The organism is Cupriavidus sp. CuC1, assembly GCF_044627735.1.
GTDB classification, from domain to species: Bacteria; Pseudomonadota; Gammaproteobacteria; order Burkholderiales; family Burkholderiaceae; genus Cupriavidus; species Cupriavidus ulmosensis.
This window is the reverse complement of record NZ_JBIUHC010000201.1, coordinates 1-16,110: the sequence shown is the minus strand read 5'-3', so window position 1 is coordinate 16,110 and position 16,110 is coordinate 1. Positions and strand designations below refer to the sequence as shown.

At 63.1% G+C, this 16,110-nt stretch carries 15 protein-coding genes and 2 pseudogenes; 7 read left to right on the top strand and 10 right to left on the bottom strand.

All coding sequences use genetic code 11. The features are described 5' to 3' along the window. Nucleotides 1-34: 34 nt before the first annotated feature. The 3 genes from ACGLHR_RS45645 to ACGLHR_RS45635 form a co-directional block, all read right to left on the bottom strand. Nucleotides 35-898, bottom strand: coding sequence for a tripartite tricarboxylate transporter substrate binding protein (locus ACGLHR_RS45645; RefSeq protein ID WP_400102410.1), 864 nt, complete (start codon nt 896-898; stop codon nt 35-37). Nucleotides 899-1,294: 396 nt separating this feature from the next. Beyond that, the gene (gene ggt / locus ACGLHR_RS45640) at nt 1,295-2,902 is read right to left on the bottom strand and encodes a gamma-glutamyltransferase (RefSeq protein WP_400102409.1); all 1,608 of its coding nucleotides are present in this window, start codon (nt 2,900-2,902) and stop codon (nt 1,295-1,297) included. Nucleotides 2,903-3,769: 867 nt separating this feature from the next. Then, on the bottom strand, nt 3,770-5,587 hold the full coding sequence (locus tag ACGLHR_RS45635; protein ID WP_400102408.1) for a cytochrome c biogenesis protein DipZ: 1,818 nt from the start codon (nt 5,585-5,587) through the stop codon (nt 3,770-3,772). Here ACGLHR_RS45635 and ACGLHR_RS45630 point away from each other — a divergent pair. The 5 genes and pseudogenes from ACGLHR_RS45630 to ACGLHR_RS45610 all read left to right on the top strand — a co-directional run. Next, nucleotides 5,586-6,800 carry a sensor histidine kinase gene (locus tag ACGLHR_RS45630; RefSeq protein WP_400102407.1) on the top strand — a complete coding sequence of 405 codons (1,215 nt, stop codon included), beginning with the start codon at nt 5,586-5,588 and terminating at the stop codon, nt 6,798-6,800. The genes ACGLHR_RS45635 and ACGLHR_RS45630 overlap by 2 nt on opposite strands. Before the next feature lie 378 nt (nt 6,801-7,178). Then, nucleotides 7,179-7,580 carry a hydroxyquinol 1,2-dioxygenase gene (locus tag ACGLHR_RS45625; protein WP_400102406.1) on the top strand — a complete coding sequence of 134 codons (402 nt, stop codon included), beginning with the start codon at nt 7,179-7,181 and terminating at the stop codon, nt 7,578-7,580. A 69-nt stretch (nt 7,581-7,649) separates the two neighbouring features. Next, the gene (locus tag ACGLHR_RS45620) at nt 7,650-8,069 is read left to right on the top strand and encodes an organic hydroperoxide resistance protein (protein ID WP_267602926.1); all 420 of its coding nucleotides are present in this window, start codon (nt 7,650-7,652) and stop codon (nt 8,067-8,069) included. Nucleotides 8,070-8,133: 64 nt separating this feature from the next. Next, a complete protein-coding gene (locus tag ACGLHR_RS45615) occupies nt 8,134-8,688 on the top strand; it encodes a thioredoxin family protein (protein ID WP_400102405.1) in 555 nt (184 codons plus the stop codon). A 177-nt stretch (nt 8,689-8,865) separates the two neighbouring features. Then, nucleotides 8,866-9,078 (top strand): annotated as a pseudogene (locus ACGLHR_RS45610) (LysR substrate-binding domain-containing protein); the annotation flags it as partial. A gap of 208 nt (nt 9,079-9,286) precedes the next feature. Here ACGLHR_RS45610 and ACGLHR_RS45605 read toward each other — a convergent pair. From ACGLHR_RS45605 to ACGLHR_RS45575, 7 genes and pseudogenes are all read right to left on the bottom strand, one after another. Beyond that, the gene (locus ACGLHR_RS45605) at nt 9,287-10,351 is read right to left on the bottom strand and encodes a maleylacetate reductase (protein ID WP_400102404.1); all 1,065 of its coding nucleotides are present in this window, start codon (nt 10,349-10,351) and stop codon (nt 9,287-9,289) included. Between the two features lie 74 nt (nt 10,352-10,425). Continuing rightward, the gene (locus ACGLHR_RS45600; RefSeq protein WP_400102411.1) at nt 10,426-10,599 is read right to left on the bottom strand and encodes a hypothetical protein; all 174 of its coding nucleotides are present in this window, start codon (nt 10,597-10,599) and stop codon (nt 10,426-10,428) included. A 5-nt stretch (nt 10,600-10,604) separates the two neighbouring features. Next, nucleotides 10,605-10,874: pseudogene (locus tag ACGLHR_RS45595) on the bottom strand (FAD-dependent monooxygenase); the annotation flags it as partial. An 82-nt stretch (nt 10,875-10,956) separates the two neighbouring features. After that, nucleotides 10,957-11,790, bottom strand: coding sequence for an intradiol ring-cleavage dioxygenase (locus ACGLHR_RS45590; RefSeq protein ID WP_400102403.1), 834 nt, complete (start codon nt 11,788-11,790; stop codon nt 10,957-10,959). A 42-nt stretch (nt 11,791-11,832) separates the two neighbouring features. Beyond that, a complete protein-coding gene (locus ACGLHR_RS45585; RefSeq protein ID WP_400102402.1) occupies nt 11,833-12,423 on the bottom strand; it encodes a malonic semialdehyde reductase in 591 nt (196 codons plus the stop codon). A gap of 104 nt (nt 12,424-12,527) precedes the next feature. Then, nucleotides 12,528-14,081: a 4-hydroxyphenylacetate 3-hydroxylase family protein gene (locus tag ACGLHR_RS45580; RefSeq protein WP_400102401.1), complete on the bottom strand. Its 1,554-nt coding sequence runs from the start codon at nt 14,079-14,081 to the stop codon at nt 12,528-12,530. A gap of 130 nt (nt 14,082-14,211) precedes the next feature. Further along, nucleotides 14,212-14,802, bottom strand: a complete 591-nt coding sequence (locus tag ACGLHR_RS45575; RefSeq protein ID WP_318233692.1) for a flavin reductase — start codon at nt 14,800-14,802, stop codon at nt 14,212-14,214. 140 nt (nt 14,803-14,942) lie between these two features. On the opposite strand from ACGLHR_RS45575, the gene ACGLHR_RS45570 reads away from it, so the two are divergent. After that, complete coding sequence (locus ACGLHR_RS45570; RefSeq protein WP_400102400.1) at nt 14,943-15,584, top strand: LysR family transcriptional regulator; 642 nt, start codon at nt 14,943-14,945, stop codon at nt 15,582-15,584. Further along, on the top strand, nt 15,472-15,894 hold the full coding sequence (locus ACGLHR_RS45565) for a LysR substrate-binding domain-containing protein (RefSeq protein ID WP_400102399.1): 423 nt from the start codon (nt 15,472-15,474) through the stop codon (nt 15,892-15,894). The genes ACGLHR_RS45570 and ACGLHR_RS45565 overlap by 113 nt, the downstream gene beginning before the upstream one ends. The last annotated feature ends 216 nt before the right edge of the window (nt 15,895-16,110 follow it).

Genomic DNA, 16,110 nt, shown 5'->3' with positions numbered 1-16,110 from the left:
ATTTCCGAATCCGGCGGCGATCCGAGCCGCTGAATCAGCAAATCGTCCCCAAAGTGGTTGTGAAGTGAACAGTATTGGGCTTAGACAAGATGGTGTTGACCGCGGCGTTGAGTTGGTTGACGATCGCCAGCGGCGTGCCGGCCGGCGCCAGCAGGCCCCACCAGAGCTCAAACTCGTAGCCCGGCACGGCGCTGGACATGGGCGTGAGTTCCGGCGCGATCGGGCTCGGCTTGAGGCTGGTGATGCCAACGGCGCGCACCTTGCCGGCGCGGACCATCGGCAGCAGCGACGGGCCGGTGGAGATTAGCAACTGCGTCTGGTTGCCGATCAGGTCGGTCAAGGCGGGGGGCATGCCGCGATACGGGACATGCGTGATGAATAGGTTGCCGGCCATGGTCTTGAGCAGCTCGGTGCCGAACTGGTTGACGCCGCCCGGCCCGGACGAGGCGTAGTTGTACTTGCCTGGCTTGGCGCGGATCGCGGCGATCAGTTCCTGCGGTGTTTTGGCGGGGAATGCGTTGTTGACCGCGACGATGAACGGCCCTTGCGCAAACATCGCCACCGGCGCGAAGCTCTTGACCGCATCGAACGGCAGTTTAGCCTGCACTGCGGCATTGGTCGTCATGCTGGATGACACGGCGACCAGCGTGTATCCGTCCGGGGCGGACTTGGCAACGATGCCTGTGCCGGTATTGCCGCTGGCGCCGGGGCGGTTGTCGATGACGACAGGTTGCTTGAGCTCCTCGCCGATCCCCTTGGCGACGATGCGCGCGAAGATGTCGTTGGAGCCGCCTGGCGGATAGGGCACGACGATGGTGATGGGCTTGCTCGGATACCCGCCCTGCGCGAAGACCGCGCCGGAGACCAGGCTGGCGGTTAGCGCGGCGGCGAACGCCACGCTACGGGAAACGGATGCGGATGATGTTCTCAAAATGGCTCCTCCTGTGTCTTTGTCTTTGTTATCCGGCTACATACGCGTCGGGATAGAAAAAGGCCGTGATGGTGTCGGCGGCATCTTCCGGATAGCGGCACAGGTCATAACTGGCCAGGCACGTGGCGGCTTCCACCGTGCCTGTGATCCGACGGAAGTGCAACTCTTGATCACGAAGCGCGCCACGATCCGCTCGTCGCCTGCGAGTTGGTATTGCGCCTCGTGTTCCATCAACTGCGGTTGCTGAGCAAGCAACTGCGGGTGTGGTTGAGCCATTTCGTGGTACGCCTGTACGACGAAGCCCAGCGATTGTCCAAGCGTTGGCGCACCAAGATAATCACACATTGAATGCAAATTGGAGAATCAAATTCCGACCGGGTAGCCATCCTTGCGGTGATCGCATGCCGCTACATAACCGCCGTTGTCCAGGCGCAGAGCCGCCTGCGCGCTACCGAACTCGGTATCAAAGCGTTTGGCAATCGCTATCGGATGCCCGCGTGACGTCAGTCCCTCAATCACCGCTTGCGGCATATTCCATTCGACGGCGACGCCATGGTTGTCGTCAAGTACGCGCCAGCGCGGCGCATCGCTCGCCGCTTGCGGGTTCAGTCCCTGATCGACCATGCGGGAGACCATCTGCAAATGACCCTGCGCCTGCATGGATCCGCCCATGAGGCCGAAGCTCATCAGCGGCCGGCCGTTTTGCATCAGGAAGCCTGGGATGATGGTGTGGAATGGGCGTTTTCCAGGCGCCACTTCGTTGGTATGGCCGTGACACAAATTGAAGCCCCAACCTCGATTCTGCAAGGCAATGCCCGTATTGGGCACGACCAGGCCCGAACCGAAGCCCTTGAAGTTGGATTGAATAAACGAAACCATCATGCCGTTGCGATCCGCCGTGGTCAGGTAGACGGTGCCGCCGCCAAGCGGCTTGCCGATGCGGGCCGGCGCTGCCCGCTCGGGGTCGATCAGCTTGGCGCGCTTTGCCAGATATGCCGGGTTGAGCAGGTCGGCCGCTGTTACTTCCCTCATGTGATCCACGTCGCCGACGTATTCATGCAAGTCGGCAAAGGCCAGTTTCATTGCCTCGATCTTCAGATGCATCGCCAGCGCGCTATCCTGGTCCATGATCTTCAAATCGAAATGCTCAAGCATGCCCAACGCCATCTGCGCCGCAATGCCTTGACCGTTAGGCCCGATCTCGTACAGTTCAACATCCCGGTAGCGGATGCTGATCGGCTCGACCCAGTCCGCCTTATGCGCGGCGAGGTCGGCTTCAGTGATCGCGCCGCCGGTATTGCGCGCGTGGTCGGCGATCGCACGGGCCAGTTCGCCATGGTAAAAGTCGTCGCCCTTGGTGCGCGCAATTCGCTCGAGTGTATTTGCCTGTCCCGGGCAAATGAAGCGCTCGCCCTGAAGCGGTGCCCGGCCGTTGGGGGCAAACGCTTCGCGGTAGCCCGGCTGATCGATCAGTTCGTCGACCTGTTTTTGCCACTGATTGTGGACATTGTGCGAAACCAGATAGCCTTCACGCGCATAGCGCAGCGCCGGTTCGAACAGCTCTTCGAACGGCAGGCTGCCAAAGCGCTCCCACATGGCGCGCCACGCTGAAACGGTGCCTGGCACGGTTACCGAGTCCCAGCCCCGCTTCGGCATCTCCTTGTACTTTGAAAAATACTCGCGCGTCCATGCGGCCGGTGCTCGTCCCGATCCGTTCAAACCGTGCAATTTGCTGCCATCCCAGATCAGTGCAAACGCGTCGCCGCCGATACCGTTGTTGCACGGCTCCACCACAGCCAGGGCGATTGCCGTGGCCAGTGCAGCGTCGGCTGCATTGCCGCCGCGCAACAACATCTCCAAGCCGGCCGAGGAGCCAAGCGGCTGGGAGGTCGTCACGACGTTGTCGGCGACCAGCGGCAAACGCTGCGACGTGTAAGGGAAGGTCCAGAAGGCGCTTTGACGCGATTGCATGTTGTCTTGACGTAGATAGCGGTGGTGTGACGGAAAAGTACATGCCGATCGGCAAGGAAAATCGGTTGCAGGCTGGTCGGTTACGGAAAGCGCGCCTGGGCATCAGCAGAGTCCTCCGTGCCCGTGTCGGCGCGCGCTGAAGCCTGTGCCGGTGCATATTCAGCCACTGTAGTCAGTCTGGTCCTCTACGTGGTTAAATGCCTGGAAATCTATTGTTAAGCTGAATTGAATGATCCGCGTCGAGGACTTGCGGCTTGTTTCGGCATTGACGCCATCGCTCAGCGCGGCAGCGCGAGCGCGGCTCTGTCGCGGTAAGCGTTCGGTAGAATGTAGCGGTCTTGAGTTCAGCGCCATGAGCCCGCCATGATTCGGAAATTGCGATGATCCTCAATCGCTGCATTACCCGCTGGAATTGATGGTGACCTGCGTGCTCTGGTATGTGGTCTACCCCGCTCAGCCTGCGTGACCTTCGCCAACCTGGCGCGCTGCATGACATCAACTCCGAACGGGAGGCACCCATCGTCATTCGGCAGTTCAAATACCTGAACACATCGTCGTGTTGAGGGGGGAGGGCGGGCGCCACACTGCGACTAAGGTGATGATGTTTTCCAGGCGAGTATTGGGGGGGGCTGCCATGTCACTACGCTGGACTCTTTGCCTACAATCCCATGCCGATGATGGGAGCGTCGAAACTGTGCAACTGGGGACAGTAGAACCATATTGCGGAACGTATCGCCGCATCAAAGATTGGCGTCCGCGCACGTTCGATACTGCGCTGGGCACAATTCATGTTCGCGCTCCACGGGTGGTCGTTTGGGAACGGCCCACGCCGGTAGCTATGATGCGGGATGACGTGATGGGCTGCGATCAGCCAAACGTGAACGCATAGGCTTGCGCACCCGCATCAAGGAAGCAGATCTCGAACGTGTGCTCGCCAACATCGCCCGCCTGCCGTACCAGCTGATAGAGCCGCGTTTGCGTGATGGCTCCGTTGCCATTGGCATCGATATCGGCGCCGTGGCTGGCGCCCGGCGCCTTGCCGTCAATCTTCACCAGGAAGCGCACCGCTCGGCCATCGGGTGCCGGCCCCAGCACAAGGTGAAGATCGCGCGCATGGAAGCGGTACGTGATGCCGCCATCGGCACGATCGAGCGTGGCCTGCTCGGCGCCGACGGTCCACTGGCCCCTCAGTCCCCACTCGTTCAGTTCGAGGTTGCCGACGGTGTAGCCGTGTGACGCGTCCTGGCGAATTCCACCTGGCGACGCGAAGTTCGAAGCCAGGCCGTAGCCGACATAGGTCTCGCCTGAACGTACGTTCCGGAGGTCGGGCGCGGCTTGCGCACCCTCGGCGTCTGGCACCACCACGTCGCGCGATGAGAACGGGCGGCCCGCTTCGGCCAGCAGGGACTGAATCACGCGCTCCGATTTCGCATAGTCGCCTTCGCCGAATTGGTGATGGCGGATACTTCCTCGCGCATCCACGAAGTACGCGGCGGGCCAGTAGTTGTTGTTGAAGGCGCGCCAGATGCGGAAGTCGCTGTCCACGGCCACGGGGAAGCCGATCTTGAAGTCTCCGACCGCGCGGCGCACGTTCTCGGGGTTCTTCTCGAACGCGAACTCGGGCGTATGTACACCGATCACCGTCAGACCCTGGTCCTTGTACTTCTCCGCCCACGCGCGCAGATAGGGCAGCGTGCGGATGCAGTTGATGCACGAATACGTCCAGAAATAGACCAGCGTGACCTTGCCTTGCAACTGATTGCGCGACACGGGCGCCGCGCCGGCCCCGGTGTTGAGCCACTTCACCGCACCGTCGAGCGACGGCAGTTGGCCTTCCACCGGCAGTCGGACAGGAAAGCCCACGCTGATGTCGTTGGCGGCGAGCAGCATCGGCTCGCCAGCGACCTGCGCATCGTTGACGTCCTGAAGGACGGGCATGGTGGGCGAGCGGGGCGCCGTCGGCGCGGTCGTGTGTAGCCTCTCGACCAATGCCTGTTCCAGCCGTGCGGGGCCGCCCGTGGAAAAACGGGCCAACAGGCCAGTGTCGACGCCGACCGCAATCGCGGCTACGCCACCGAGCACGCCCACGCCAAGCCCACGGCGTAGCCATTCGCCGACGCCCATCGAGCGTTTCATCGCCGCGAACAGACGGCCGCCAATGCCCAGCGCCGCTGCCAGCGACGTGGCCGCGCCCGCCGCATAGGCCACCAGCAACAGGGAACTCTGCACGCTTGCGCCTTGCAGTGCTGCAGTTGTCAGCACGATGCCGAGAATCGGGCCCGCGCACGGCGCCCACAGCATGCCCGTGGCTACGCCCAGCATCAGCGATGCCCAAGGCGAAGCGTCGGCGCTGCTTCCACTGTCGGCCAGCCGGTTGCCCAGTGCCACGACCGGGTGCGTGAGCGCTTCGGCCAGCCTTGGCACCAGCAGCGACAATCCGAACGCCGCCAGCAATATCAGTGCGCTGTAGCGGCCGTATTCGTTGGCGCGCACGGCCCACGCGCCCCCAACGGATGCCAGCGTGGCTACGGCGGCAAACGCCGACGCCATACCGGCCAGCATCGGCAGCCGGCCGCGCAGGAACGGCTTTGCGCTGCGGCTGAGCACGAACGGGAGTATGGGCAGAATGCACGGGCTCAGGATGGTAAGCGCGCCACCCAGATAGGCAAGGATTAGCAGGGTCATGATTAGGTTTCTTTCGAAGGCTTGGCCAGTGATCTGGTATGCCCCCAATTTGACGCCGCGCATCTATCGTGAATGTGTCACCAAAGGGGAAGGTTGTACCGTTCTGTGGGTCCGGCGCGGCCAGATACAGTGCGATACACGACAACAGGGCGGCACCCTTTCAATTAACACCCGCCTCTGGCATTGGCCGCGTACGCTGGGGTCGCGACTCTTTGTGATCCTGCTGGTGGGCTTGATCATCGCGCATCTAACCTTGTTCGCGGTGCTGTTTTCGGAAAGTTATCTGTTGGCACGGCAAGTGATGCTGGGTACGCTCGAAACCGACGTAGCAACGTCGGTGGCGATCCTGAACCGGCTACCCGCGGCGGAGCGCCCGCAGTGGTTGCCGCGCCTGAACCGGGGCAACTACCAGTACATTCTGGGGCCGGGTTCGCCTGGCGTGCCCAAGATGACCCAGCGCGGCAAGGACATCGCGGAACGGATCATGGAAGCCAGTGGTGGCCGGTTTCCCCTGGCGGTGCAATCGGTTCCTGGCGACGGCAAGCAGGTGCAGGCCCATCTGACGTTGAGTGACGGCAGCCCGCTGACCATCGACCAGCATCCACGCATGTTGCCGATTGCACAATGGCTGCCCTATGTGCTGGTGCTGCAACTGCTGTTGCAGGTTCTGTGCTGCTGGATCGCCGTGCGGCTGGCCATTCGTCCGCTGGTGGCGCTGGCCGACCCTGCCGATGCGCTCAACCCGAATGCGAAATCGCCGCCACTGGACGAGAGCGGTCCCACCAAACTGGCGCGCGCGGCACACGCATTCAATGCGGTGAGTGACCGCATCGCGCACTTCGTGGTGGAGCGCGTACGGATTCTGGCTGCGGGCGGCGGCATCGTGACGCGGCCGCACGCATTGCGCCGCATCCTGACCAATCTGATCGACAACGCCATCAAGTTCAGAGGCGCGGCGGAGTTGTCCGTGCGCCGCGATCGCGGTACGGTGCGGATCGACGTGATGGGATCGCGGTCCCGGCATTCCGGAAGACAAGCTGGAGGCTGTGTTGCTGCCATTTTTCAGGCTCGAAGGCTCGCGCGCGGCCGGGAAACCGGCGGCACGGGCCTGGGTCTGGCCATCGCTCATCAGCTTGCCGTGGCCGTTGGCGGTTCGCTGAAGCTGCGCAACCGCGACGGCGGCGGTCTGATCGCCGAGATCCGTATCGGATAAGGGCCGACATCACTCGGGCCATTTCGGTCACCGCGGCTCCAGCGTGGCCGCGCCAGATTCTGGCGCGGCCATATTGCTTTTGCGTCACTGTGTGCCGCTTTCGCCTCGGATCTCCGGCTCTCCCGTGCCTTCCCATGGTTATTCCGGGACGCCTCCCCGCCGTTTCCTTTCCTTTTTGTACGCTTTTGTATCAGCCGACGACACCGATACGTTCCCTGACACTAAGGCCCGTATTTCGCTACGGGCGCGATACGTGAGCCGTCTTAAATACGTTCCGTGGCAGCGCAACGCACAACCGACGAAGCGAAAACGCTGCTTCGCAATACCTGACAACGCAGACCGCATATCGCAAACCAATCAATGCAAAGGAAACTGATCATGTCCAAGAACTATGCCAAGCGCCTCGTCCTCGCCGTCGCCCTGGTTGCCGCTGCTGCTGGCGCGCAAGCTTCCGGCTTCGGTGCCCGTGATCCGTACTCGGATGGGGCCCGCTCTGTCCAGGATGCCCGTGATGTATTCAGCGATGGCGCCCGTTCGGCGACAGACGCTCGCGACCCGTACGCGGAAGGCGCACGTTCCGTGCAGGACCAGCGCAGCCCGTACTACGACGGCGCACACACCATCGCTGGCATGGACCGCACCGGTGTGTCGGCAGATCCGGCCCGCGCTGTCGGTCCGTACTACGACGGCGCCCATACCATCGCTGGCATGGACCGCACCGGCGTGTCGGCAGATCCGGCCCGAACGGTCGATCCGTACCTCGATGGTGCCTACGCCTGATCGCCGCCCATCGCGCAACCCTCGCAAATCCACTGTCGAACACCATTCGAACTGAACAAGGAACACATCATGACCCGCATCGAAAAAGTCCTGTACACCGGTAAGGTCCACATCACGTCTGGCGGCCGCGATGGCACGGCTCGCAGCGATGATGGCAGGCTCGACATCGAACTGTCGTCGCCGGGCAGCAAGGGGCAGGGCACCAACCCGGAGCAACTGCTGGCCGCCGGCTGGTCGGCATGCTTCATCGGTGCCATCGGCCTGGCCGCAGGCAAGCAGAAGATCAAACTACCGGAAGACTTGTCCGTGGATACGGAAGTGGACCTGGGCACTGCGGGCATCGAGTACTTCCTGCAGGCACGCCTGCGCGTGCATATCCCCGGTATCGAACGAGAGGTGGCTCAGGCGCTAGTAGACACCGCGCACCGTACGTGCCCGTACTCGAAGGCGCTGCATGGCAACGTCCATATCGAAACCGTGCTGGTCTGATCCCTGCACCCCTCGCCCGCCGTGCGGACGAGGGGCAAGACATCCAAACTCTGAAGCCTGAATCATGCGTAACCTTTTTCGCGCCATCCTGGCCGCAGCCGGCATTGCTGCGATCTATACCTTCGGCGCCGGCGTCCTTGCGGAGAGCCCCAAGGTGGGCGATCAGGGCAAGGCCCCGGAGTTCGCTAACATCGACCACTGGCTTAATTCGGAACCGCTGACGATGCAGCAGCTGCGCGGCAAGGTAGTGCTGGTGGATTTCTGGACGTACTCGTGCATCAACTGCGTGAACACGCTGCCATATGTCAAGCAGTGGCACGACAAGTACAAGGATCAGGGACTGGTAGTAGTGGGCGTGCACACGCCGGAGTTTCCGTTCGAGAAGTCGACGGACAACGTGCAGGCAGCGCTCAAACGCTTCGACATCCGTTACCCCGTGGCGCAGGACAACATGTATGCAACATGGTCAGCGTTCCGCAACCAGTACTGGCCCGCTACGTACCTGATCGATGCCAACGGCCGCATCGTCTATCAGCACTACGGCGAGGGACAGTACAAGGAGACGGAAGCGGAGATTCAGAAACTCTTGGCGGAACGCAAGGCAGCGCAGATGCAGTAAAGGGGGCTGGTCGCCCGTTGCTCACAAGAGCTCTCGTTGCCACACCATGCCACCTACAACAGCGCTGGCTGATATGTGCGACCAGGACGATCGCCACGCATCCATCGCGCGGTCGTCTGGGCACATTCACGCAATTGCCTACAGTGTCGCCCCCCGCTCAGGCTTCCTGGGACTCGCCTCGGCATCTTGGTGCAACCGAAGTATGTTATTTACGAGGATATTGTCAGCGGACGGCTCGTCCCGGTGCTTGACGCCTGGAATCTGTCGCGCTTGACCATCAATCTTGCGTACCCTAGCCGCAAGTTCGTGCCAGCGAAAGTACGGACCTTCATCAATTTTCTGGTAGAGCACTTCGAAAAAATGGACTATCAGCGCAAATGGACGGAATGAGCGGGCCCGCACGGTCTCACCTTTAGGTTGTCACTAGCGGCCGGACTTTCCGGATCGTCAGATCTAAGCGCTCTGCGGCGCGCCATTGCGCCAAGAGGCCTCGGTCGTTGCCTGGATGACCTTGAAGCGATCAACTTCGCGCAGACTCATGGTGATCAATCCTCGATCCCTCATGGCGCGCTCCCGTCCGTTGCGGGCTGCGCCGGGTTCAGTGCGGCTCGACGCCCGCGAATGCGTTCTCCAGCAAGCTCAGGATGCCATCGCGCGTCAGCGGCGCCGGATTGGGGTAGGGCGCGCGCAGGGCCTGGTCGGCCACGCGTGCCAGGTCGCCGTGCCGCACGCCCAGTTGCTCCAGCGCCAGTGGCACTTGCAGCCGGCGCGCCAGTTGGTGCAATCCGCGCGCCGCGTCGTCGCTTCCCAGCGCTGCTGCAATACGCGCCATGACATGCGGTGCGGCGGCCGCGTTGTATTGCACTGCGTGGGGCAGGATGATGGCGTGCGTTTGCGCATGCGGCAGATTCAACATGCCACCCAGTGTATGGCAGAGCTTGTGATGCAGCGCGACCGCGCAGGTGCCGAGTACCGAGCCGGCCAGCCACGCGCCGTACAGGCACGCGCTGCGCGCCGCCATGTCGTGCGGACGCGTCACCACCTCCGGCAGCCCGCTGGCCAGGGCGCGAATGCCATCCTCGGCCATCAGCGTGGTTACGGGATTGGCGTTGGCGGCATACATCGCTTCCACGCAATGGGCGATGGCATTCAGGCCGCTGGTGGCGCTGATCGCCGGCGGCAGGGAAAGCGTCAGCTCGGGATCGTAGACCACACTGCGCGGCAGCACCTGCGCCGAGCGGCCGGTCTTCTTCTCGCCGTTCTCGGTGATGCCGTAAATGGGCGTCATCTCCGAACCGGCGTAAGTGGTCGGCACGGCCACGATCGGTATCGGCGACTCCAGCGCAATGGCTTTGCACAGGCCGATGGTGGATCCACCGCCGACCGCCACCGCGCAATCGGCGCCGAGGCGCGCCGCCAGTGCGCGCGCCTCGCGCGCCACCTCGATCGGCACATGCATCACCGCACCCGGGAACGTGCCCACATAGCGATCGCCGAGCAGCTCGGCAACGCGCCGCGCCAGCGGCATCTGCTCAGGCGTGCAAAGCACCAGGGCGCGCGTGGCGCCGAGCTGTTCGACTTCTCGCGCCAGCGAGGCAAGCGAGCCCTTGCCGAACACCACGCGCGCGGGCAGGGGCGAGTAGATAAAGCTGTCTTGCATCATGTGGGGTCTCCCATGAAGTGGTTGTGGCCGGTGCCGCGGCTTGCGCCCGGCGCCGGCTGGTAGCATGCCGCGCCTCAGGCGATGGCGTCGGCCCGGCGGATTGAAGCAATCATCGAGCTGTCGAGCAAAAACTCGCGCGACTTATCAGGATCGAGCGAGATGGCGTGCATCGCCCGCTGGTTCTGGCGGCGTACTTGCGGGTCGCGTTCTTCCATGGCTTTCTTGTTGCGGATGCTGTTCGTCGACATCGGGATCTGCCGGCATGGCAACGCGCCAGAGGTCGGGGCGGCCATCGTCGTACAGCTTCAGCACCACGGCCCAGTGTTCGGGGTCGGAGACATAGGCCGTGACGGTGTAGCCCAGCGTTTCCCATCGGCATGGCGACATTGGTGACCAGGAACTTCTCGTGCCAGGTAAAGCCCTCGAAGCCGAAGCCGCCGCGCTTGCGCACCGTGCTGCGAGCGCCGTCCGCGCCCACCACGAAGGGCACCTTCACCTCGCGGCCGGCAAGTCGTTTGTTCATGAGGCTTTCCTGGTTGTCTTCTGGCGGAACAACGAACAACTTGCCGACGGCCTTGGCGCCAACCCGCGGCGGGCGCGCAGGACTAGGCTTTGGCCCGGTTCAGCACGAAGTCGAAGTCGAGCCGGTAGCCGCCATTCGCTTGCTGGATCCACTCGCCGACCAGGGACTCGCGCACGCCGAACACGGCGTCGGAATCCAGGTATCGGTCGCCCTTGCGGAACACGTGGGTGACCAGCGTTTCATAGCCGGGGGCCTTGATCATGAAGTGCAGGTGGGCCGGCCGCCATGGATGGCGCCCGGTCGCGCGCAACAGTTCGCCCACCGGGCCGTCGGCCGGGATGGGGTAGGCCTGCGCCACGATGGTATGGAAGCTGAACTTGCCGTCCTCGCCCGCCTGCAGCACGCCACGCGCTTGCGCTTTATCCAGTTCCGCGTATTGCACGTCATAGTTGCCGCCGGCATCGGCTTGCCAGACATCGATGGTCGCACCAGCCACGGGCGTGCCGTCCAGGCCCTTGATCGTACAATGTACCTCGCACCGCTCGCCCTTGGCGCCATTGGCCAGGTCCGCGCCGTCCTCGAAATGCGGAGCGCCTTCGACGTGGAACGGGCCGAACACCGTGGATTCGGTGCAGCCCGGTGGCTTCTGGTTGTTCAAGCATACCGTGAGCATCGACAGTCCGAGCACATCGCTGAGCAGGATGAACTCCTGGCGCTTGTCGTCGCACTTCTGGCCGGTGGCGGTGAGGTACTGGATGCCCTTGAACCATTCAGCTTGCGTGAGCTTCACTTCGCGCGCGAAGCTGTGCAGGTGCTGCACCAGGCTGGTCACGATCTCCTTGATGCGCGGAACCGGGGTATCCGACAGGCGCGCGAGTACCGCCTGCGTGATGGTGTCTTGGTCGAGATTGCGCATGTTGTTATCTCCAGATTCTTGGGGGACCGGCAAGCCGGACGCTCATGCCAGCGTGCATGCCTGCTCGAAAGACAGGCGGGGGCTGCGCGCGAACACCTTGGCGGGATCTCCGTGGCCCAGGCCGCAGATAAAGTTGGACTTGATCGTGGTGCCGGCAAAGAAGGCGGTGTCGACCGCGGCATTGTTGAAGCCGGACATCGGGCCGCAGTCGAGGCCGACCGCGCGCGCGGCCATGATCAGGTAGGCGCCCTGCAGGGTACCGTTGCGGAAGGCGGTGATCTCGGCAAAGGCAGCCTTCTCTTCGCCTTCGAACCAGGTCTTGACGCTCGGGTTGTGCGGGAACAGCTCGGGCAGGTTCTTGTAGAAGCTGGTGTCGTAGCCGACGATGGCTACCACCGGCGCGTTCATCACCTTGTCGATATTGGCCGGGGCCAATGCGTCCTTGAGCTTGAGCTTGGCTTCCTGGGTGCGCACGAATACGATGCGCGCGGGCGAGCAGTTGACCGAGGTCGGGCCCCATTTCATCTGCTCATAGATTTCGCGCAGTTGTGCGTCGGAGACGGAGCGGTCGCGCCAGCCGTTCTGGCTGCGGGCATTGCTGAACAGGGTGGCCAGCATTTCGTGGGTGGACATGGTGATCTTCCTTGGTGTCGAGTGTGGCAGTGTGAAGTGTGGAGCGGCCGGCGCGGATACGCCGCGCCGGTGCTCGCACAAAAGGGGTGTCGTTAGTAGGAGGCTCAGATCGCCATGGCGCCAGCCAGTGCAACTTCCTCCTGGTGCCGGGCCGAATCGAGTGCCTTGGCGTAGTCGGCGGTCTTGGTGTACTCGGTGTCTTGCTCGGCGACCAGGTCGATGCCGCAGACCTGGCGCGCCAGCTTGCCATAGGGGCCGGTGCCGGAGAACTCGGCGCGCTGCATGGTCAGCATGCGGATGCTTTGCAGCGGCGTGCCGTTGAAGTTCTCGAACACGAACAAGCGGTTGCCCCAGTCGGTCAGGAACAGGTCGCGAATCCCGCGGCCGATCTTCACGCGGTCGTGCGGCTTGCCCACCGGGCCGTTGTTCATGCGCTCGAACCAGCCGTTGAGCTTTTCATCCTGCCACTGGTCCTCGCTGGCGAAAATCAGCGCGCTGCGGCCGGACAGGTCGACCAGCTCATAGATCATCTGCGAGAAGTTCTCCAGGTAGAGCGCGCGGCCGAAATCGTAGATCAGGATGTTCGGCTTGTAGTGGCCGCCGGGCGTATGGAAGCCAAGTTCCTCGCTGGAAATCACGTGCGCCAGCATGGCCTGGTGGAAGCCGATGAGCTTGGCCAGCCGGGTCTGCACCGCAGGTATCTTGCTGGTGCCGATATGCTCCGTGATCAGCACGGCGAGACCTGCCACCAGTTCGGCGCGCACCATCTGGCGGATCAGCGCGTGATAGTGCAGCCAGTCGAACACGCGTTGCGGATACAGCTTGGCGTGCTCGGGGTTGCCGATATGGAACACGTGCGACCACGGGATGAATACATTGTCGAACACGGTCATGCCGTCCAGTTCGTCGCCCTGCGCGGCCAGCGGATGCTCGACCGGATCGTCCTTCACCAGGCTCTCGCGGCAGACGATGGTGACGCCCTTGGTGTTGACTGGGGTCGCGGCAAAGATGATCTGGTCGCCCGGGATGCCGGGGCGGAAGAACACGCCGATATGGATCCAGTCGGCGAATGCCACGCCGGTGCCGATGGCCTTCACGCCGGAGACGACGATGCCCTTGTCGTTCTTTTCCACCACGCGCAGGCCCGGCGATTTCTGCTGCGTGTCGGGGCTGGAGCGGTCCATCTGCGGATCGACGAACTGCGGCGCGCAGTTGAAATCATGCTCCTTGGCAAACTGGATGAAGTCGACGATATTGCGCGCCTTGATCTTGCCGTTGGCGCCGATGGACTGCGTCTCCCACGGCAGCGGATCGTCGATATAGGTGGTCAGCACGTAGTTGTTGACGTCCGGTGTGCGCGGGAACGACGCGCCGGCCATCTCGCGCATGATGGTCTCGTGGTACTTGCGCTTGCGGCGCAACTGCTCCTTGTCGCGGTGGCCGAACCACTGCATGGCGCGCCGCTCGCCGTCTTCGTCGATATAGGTCATCACGTCCTGCAGGTCGGGGCGGTGGTGCAGGTCGTAGAAGTCGGCGTGGCGTTGCGCGTAGTCGCGCGTCTTGGGATGGGTGGCGATATTGTCGATCTTCTCGTTGCCGACCCAGACATCGCGGCCGTCGTTGAGGGATTCCAGGTACTGCTTCCCGGTGCGGATCATGACTGTCTTCTCCTTGGGTGAATCGACTTCGCGGGGATGCGATGCGATTTGGTGCTGCAATGGCGGCAGGCGGTGCTCGATGGCGTGGCCTGGTATTTGTTGGCGGTTGGTTTCCGACGCGACGGGGCGGTCATGCGGCGACGGGTTGCGTGGTGGCATAGGCGCGCTGGCAATAGACCAGCGGCGACACGGCTTCGGCGTGGGTTGCCGCCAGCACATGTGCCAGGAAGATGCTGTGGGTGCCGACTTCGTACGCGTCGGCAACGCGGCAGTCCAGGGCCACCATGGCGGACTTGCTGCACGGCGCGCCGGTGAGCAGGCGGCTCCAGTCCCCGGCGGCGAAGCGCTCGGGCATGGGCAGCGCGCCGGCGCCGGCAAACACCTGCGACAGCCCCGACTGTTCGGCTTGCAGCCAGTTCACGCTGAGTACGCCGTTTTCCTTAATGATGGCGTTGGCGTAGCTCTTGCGATTGATACAGACCAGTACCGTGGGCGGGTTGTCGCAGACCGAGCAGACTGCAGAGCAGGTGACACCGGCCACGCCGCCGACACCGTCGGTGGCAATTACGGTGACCGGCGTGACGGCCTTGGCGAGCGCGTCGCGGAAGGCCTGTGCCGTGATCCCGGGCCGAATGTCCGCTGCGTCGGGAAGCGATGCCAAATGCGCGGCAGGCGTCTCGTCATGCTTGTCGTCGCGTGCCATAAAGGGAAAGCCTGGCATGATGAATCTCCTTTGGGGATGTTGCCCGATAGTGGGGCCGCCTTCGCACCATCATCGGGAAGACACGCTTCTTGTGTTCAAGGCCGAGCGTTGAAAGTAGACTAATTGGAATGCAGGACTTCTACTATCGAGATGACGTCATGGACACTATTCCTCAAAAGAATGAAGACGAACTGGGCCTCCATCACCTGCAGGTGTTCGAAGTTCTGCTGGCCGAGCGCAGCCTCACCAAGGCGGCGCGCGTGCTCAATCTCACTCAGCCCGCGCTGAGCAAGACGCTGGCTCGGCTGCGGCTGTATTTCGGCGATCCGCTGTTCGTGCGCGTATCGCTGCGCATGGAGCCGACCCCGAAGGCGCTCGCGCTAGCGGAGCCGGTGCGCGGCATCCTGGAGCGCATGCGCGCGCTGCGCTCGGACCACGTGTCCTTCGATCCCGCCGCCGCCGAGCGCACTTTCAGCTTTTTCATCATCGATGCGGGTGTGGCGCAGATGCTGCCGCCCATCATCAACCACCTGGCGACAGCTGCCCCGCGCGTACGAGTGCAGGCAGTCAACTGCGACGCCCAGCACATCGATCTGTGGCTGGAATCCGGGCTGGTGGATATCGCGGTGGGCTCGTTTCCCAACCTCATGCAAGGCGTGCGCAGGCAGCCGCTATGGCGCGAGCGCTATGTGGCTGGCCGTGACACGCGACGGCCATCCGCGCCTGGGCCCCAAGCCAAGCCTGGCCGAGTTCGTCGCGGAGAAACACGTGCTGGTGACGGCGGCCGGCACCGGCCATGAGCACCTGTCGGTCGAGCGCATCCTGGAGGCCGCGGTGCCGCGCGAGCACATCGTCTGCCGCGTGCCGATGTTCACGGCCGCAGCCATGATCGCGAAGCATTCCGATGCGGTGGTGATGTTGCCGATGACGCTGGGCACGGTGCTGGCCAAGGACATGGGGCTGCAACTGGTGGAGCCGCCGCTGGCGCTGCCGAACATCGAGATCGCGCTCTACTGGCACGACCGCGTGCATCGCGAGGCGGGCAACCAGTGGATTCGTTCAGTGCTGCGCAAGCTGTTCCAGCGTCACGAGGTGGCACAGCCTGGCTGAGGGAAATCCGAGGGAAATCGCGTAGAGGTAAACCCTCCGACGACGGTTGGTTATAGTCTCTATGCTCCTGCCTGCCTTGGATGCAAGGCGTTTCACGCCATAGGATTCGCTGCATGCCCCTGAGGCGCGTTGCCTCGGCTGGGGTTGCCCCGTTTCATCGGACAGATTTGCATTGGAATTTTATGTCAATGGGTTTTCTCCTTGTGATGGGGCGGT

Bases quoted from the DNA above. Each gene is read 5' to 3' on its own strand.
- ggt (WP_400102409.1), bottom strand. From the start codon at position 2,902: ATGCAATCGCGTCAAAGCGCCTTCTGGACCTTCCCTTACACGTCGCAG.
- ACGLHR_RS45630 (WP_400102407.1), top strand. From the start codon at position 5,586: ATGATTAGGTTTCTTTCGAAGGCTTGGCCAGTGATCTGGTATGCCCCC.
- ACGLHR_RS45635 (WP_400102408.1), bottom strand. From the start codon at position 5,587: ATGACCCTGCTAATCCTTGCCTATCTGGGTGGCGCGCTTACCATCCTG.
- ACGLHR_RS45625 (WP_400102406.1), top strand. From the start codon at position 7,179: ATGTCCAAGAACTATGCCAAGCGCCTCGTCCTCGCCGTCGCCCTGGTT.
- ACGLHR_RS45620 (WP_267602926.1), top strand. From the start codon at position 7,650: ATGACCCGCATCGAAAAAGTCCTGTACACCGGTAAGGTCCACATCACG.
- ACGLHR_RS45615 (WP_400102405.1), top strand. From the start codon at position 8,134: ATGCGTAACCTTTTTCGCGCCATCCTGGCCGCAGCCGGCATTGCTGCG.
- ACGLHR_RS45605 (WP_400102404.1), bottom strand. From the start codon at position 10,351: ATGATGCAAGACAGCTTTATCTACTCGCCCCTGCCCGCGCGCGTGGTG.
- ACGLHR_RS45600 (WP_400102411.1), bottom strand. From the start codon at position 10,599: ATGTCGACGAACAGCATCCGCAACAAGAAAGCCATGGAAGAACGCGAC.
- ACGLHR_RS45590 (WP_400102403.1), bottom strand. From the start codon at position 11,790: ATGCGCAATCTCGACCAAGACACCATCACGCAGGCGGTACTCGCGCGC.
- ACGLHR_RS45585 (WP_400102402.1), bottom strand. From the start codon at position 12,423: ATGTCCACCCACGAAATGCTGGCCACCCTGTTCAGCAATGCCCGCAGC.
- ACGLHR_RS45580 (WP_400102401.1), bottom strand. From the start codon at position 14,081: ATGATCCGCACCGGGAAGCAGTACCTGGAATCCCTCAACGACGGCCGC.
- ACGLHR_RS45575 (WP_318233692.1), bottom strand. From the start codon at position 14,802: ATGCCAGGCTTTCCCTTTATGGCACGCGACGACAAGCATGACGAGACG.
- ACGLHR_RS45570 (WP_400102400.1), top strand. From the start codon at position 14,943: ATGGACACTATTCCTCAAAAGAATGAAGACGAACTGGGCCTCCATCAC.
- ACGLHR_RS45565 (WP_400102399.1), top strand. From the start codon at position 15,472: ATGTGGCTGGCCGTGACACGCGACGGCCATCCGCGCCTGGGCCCCAAG.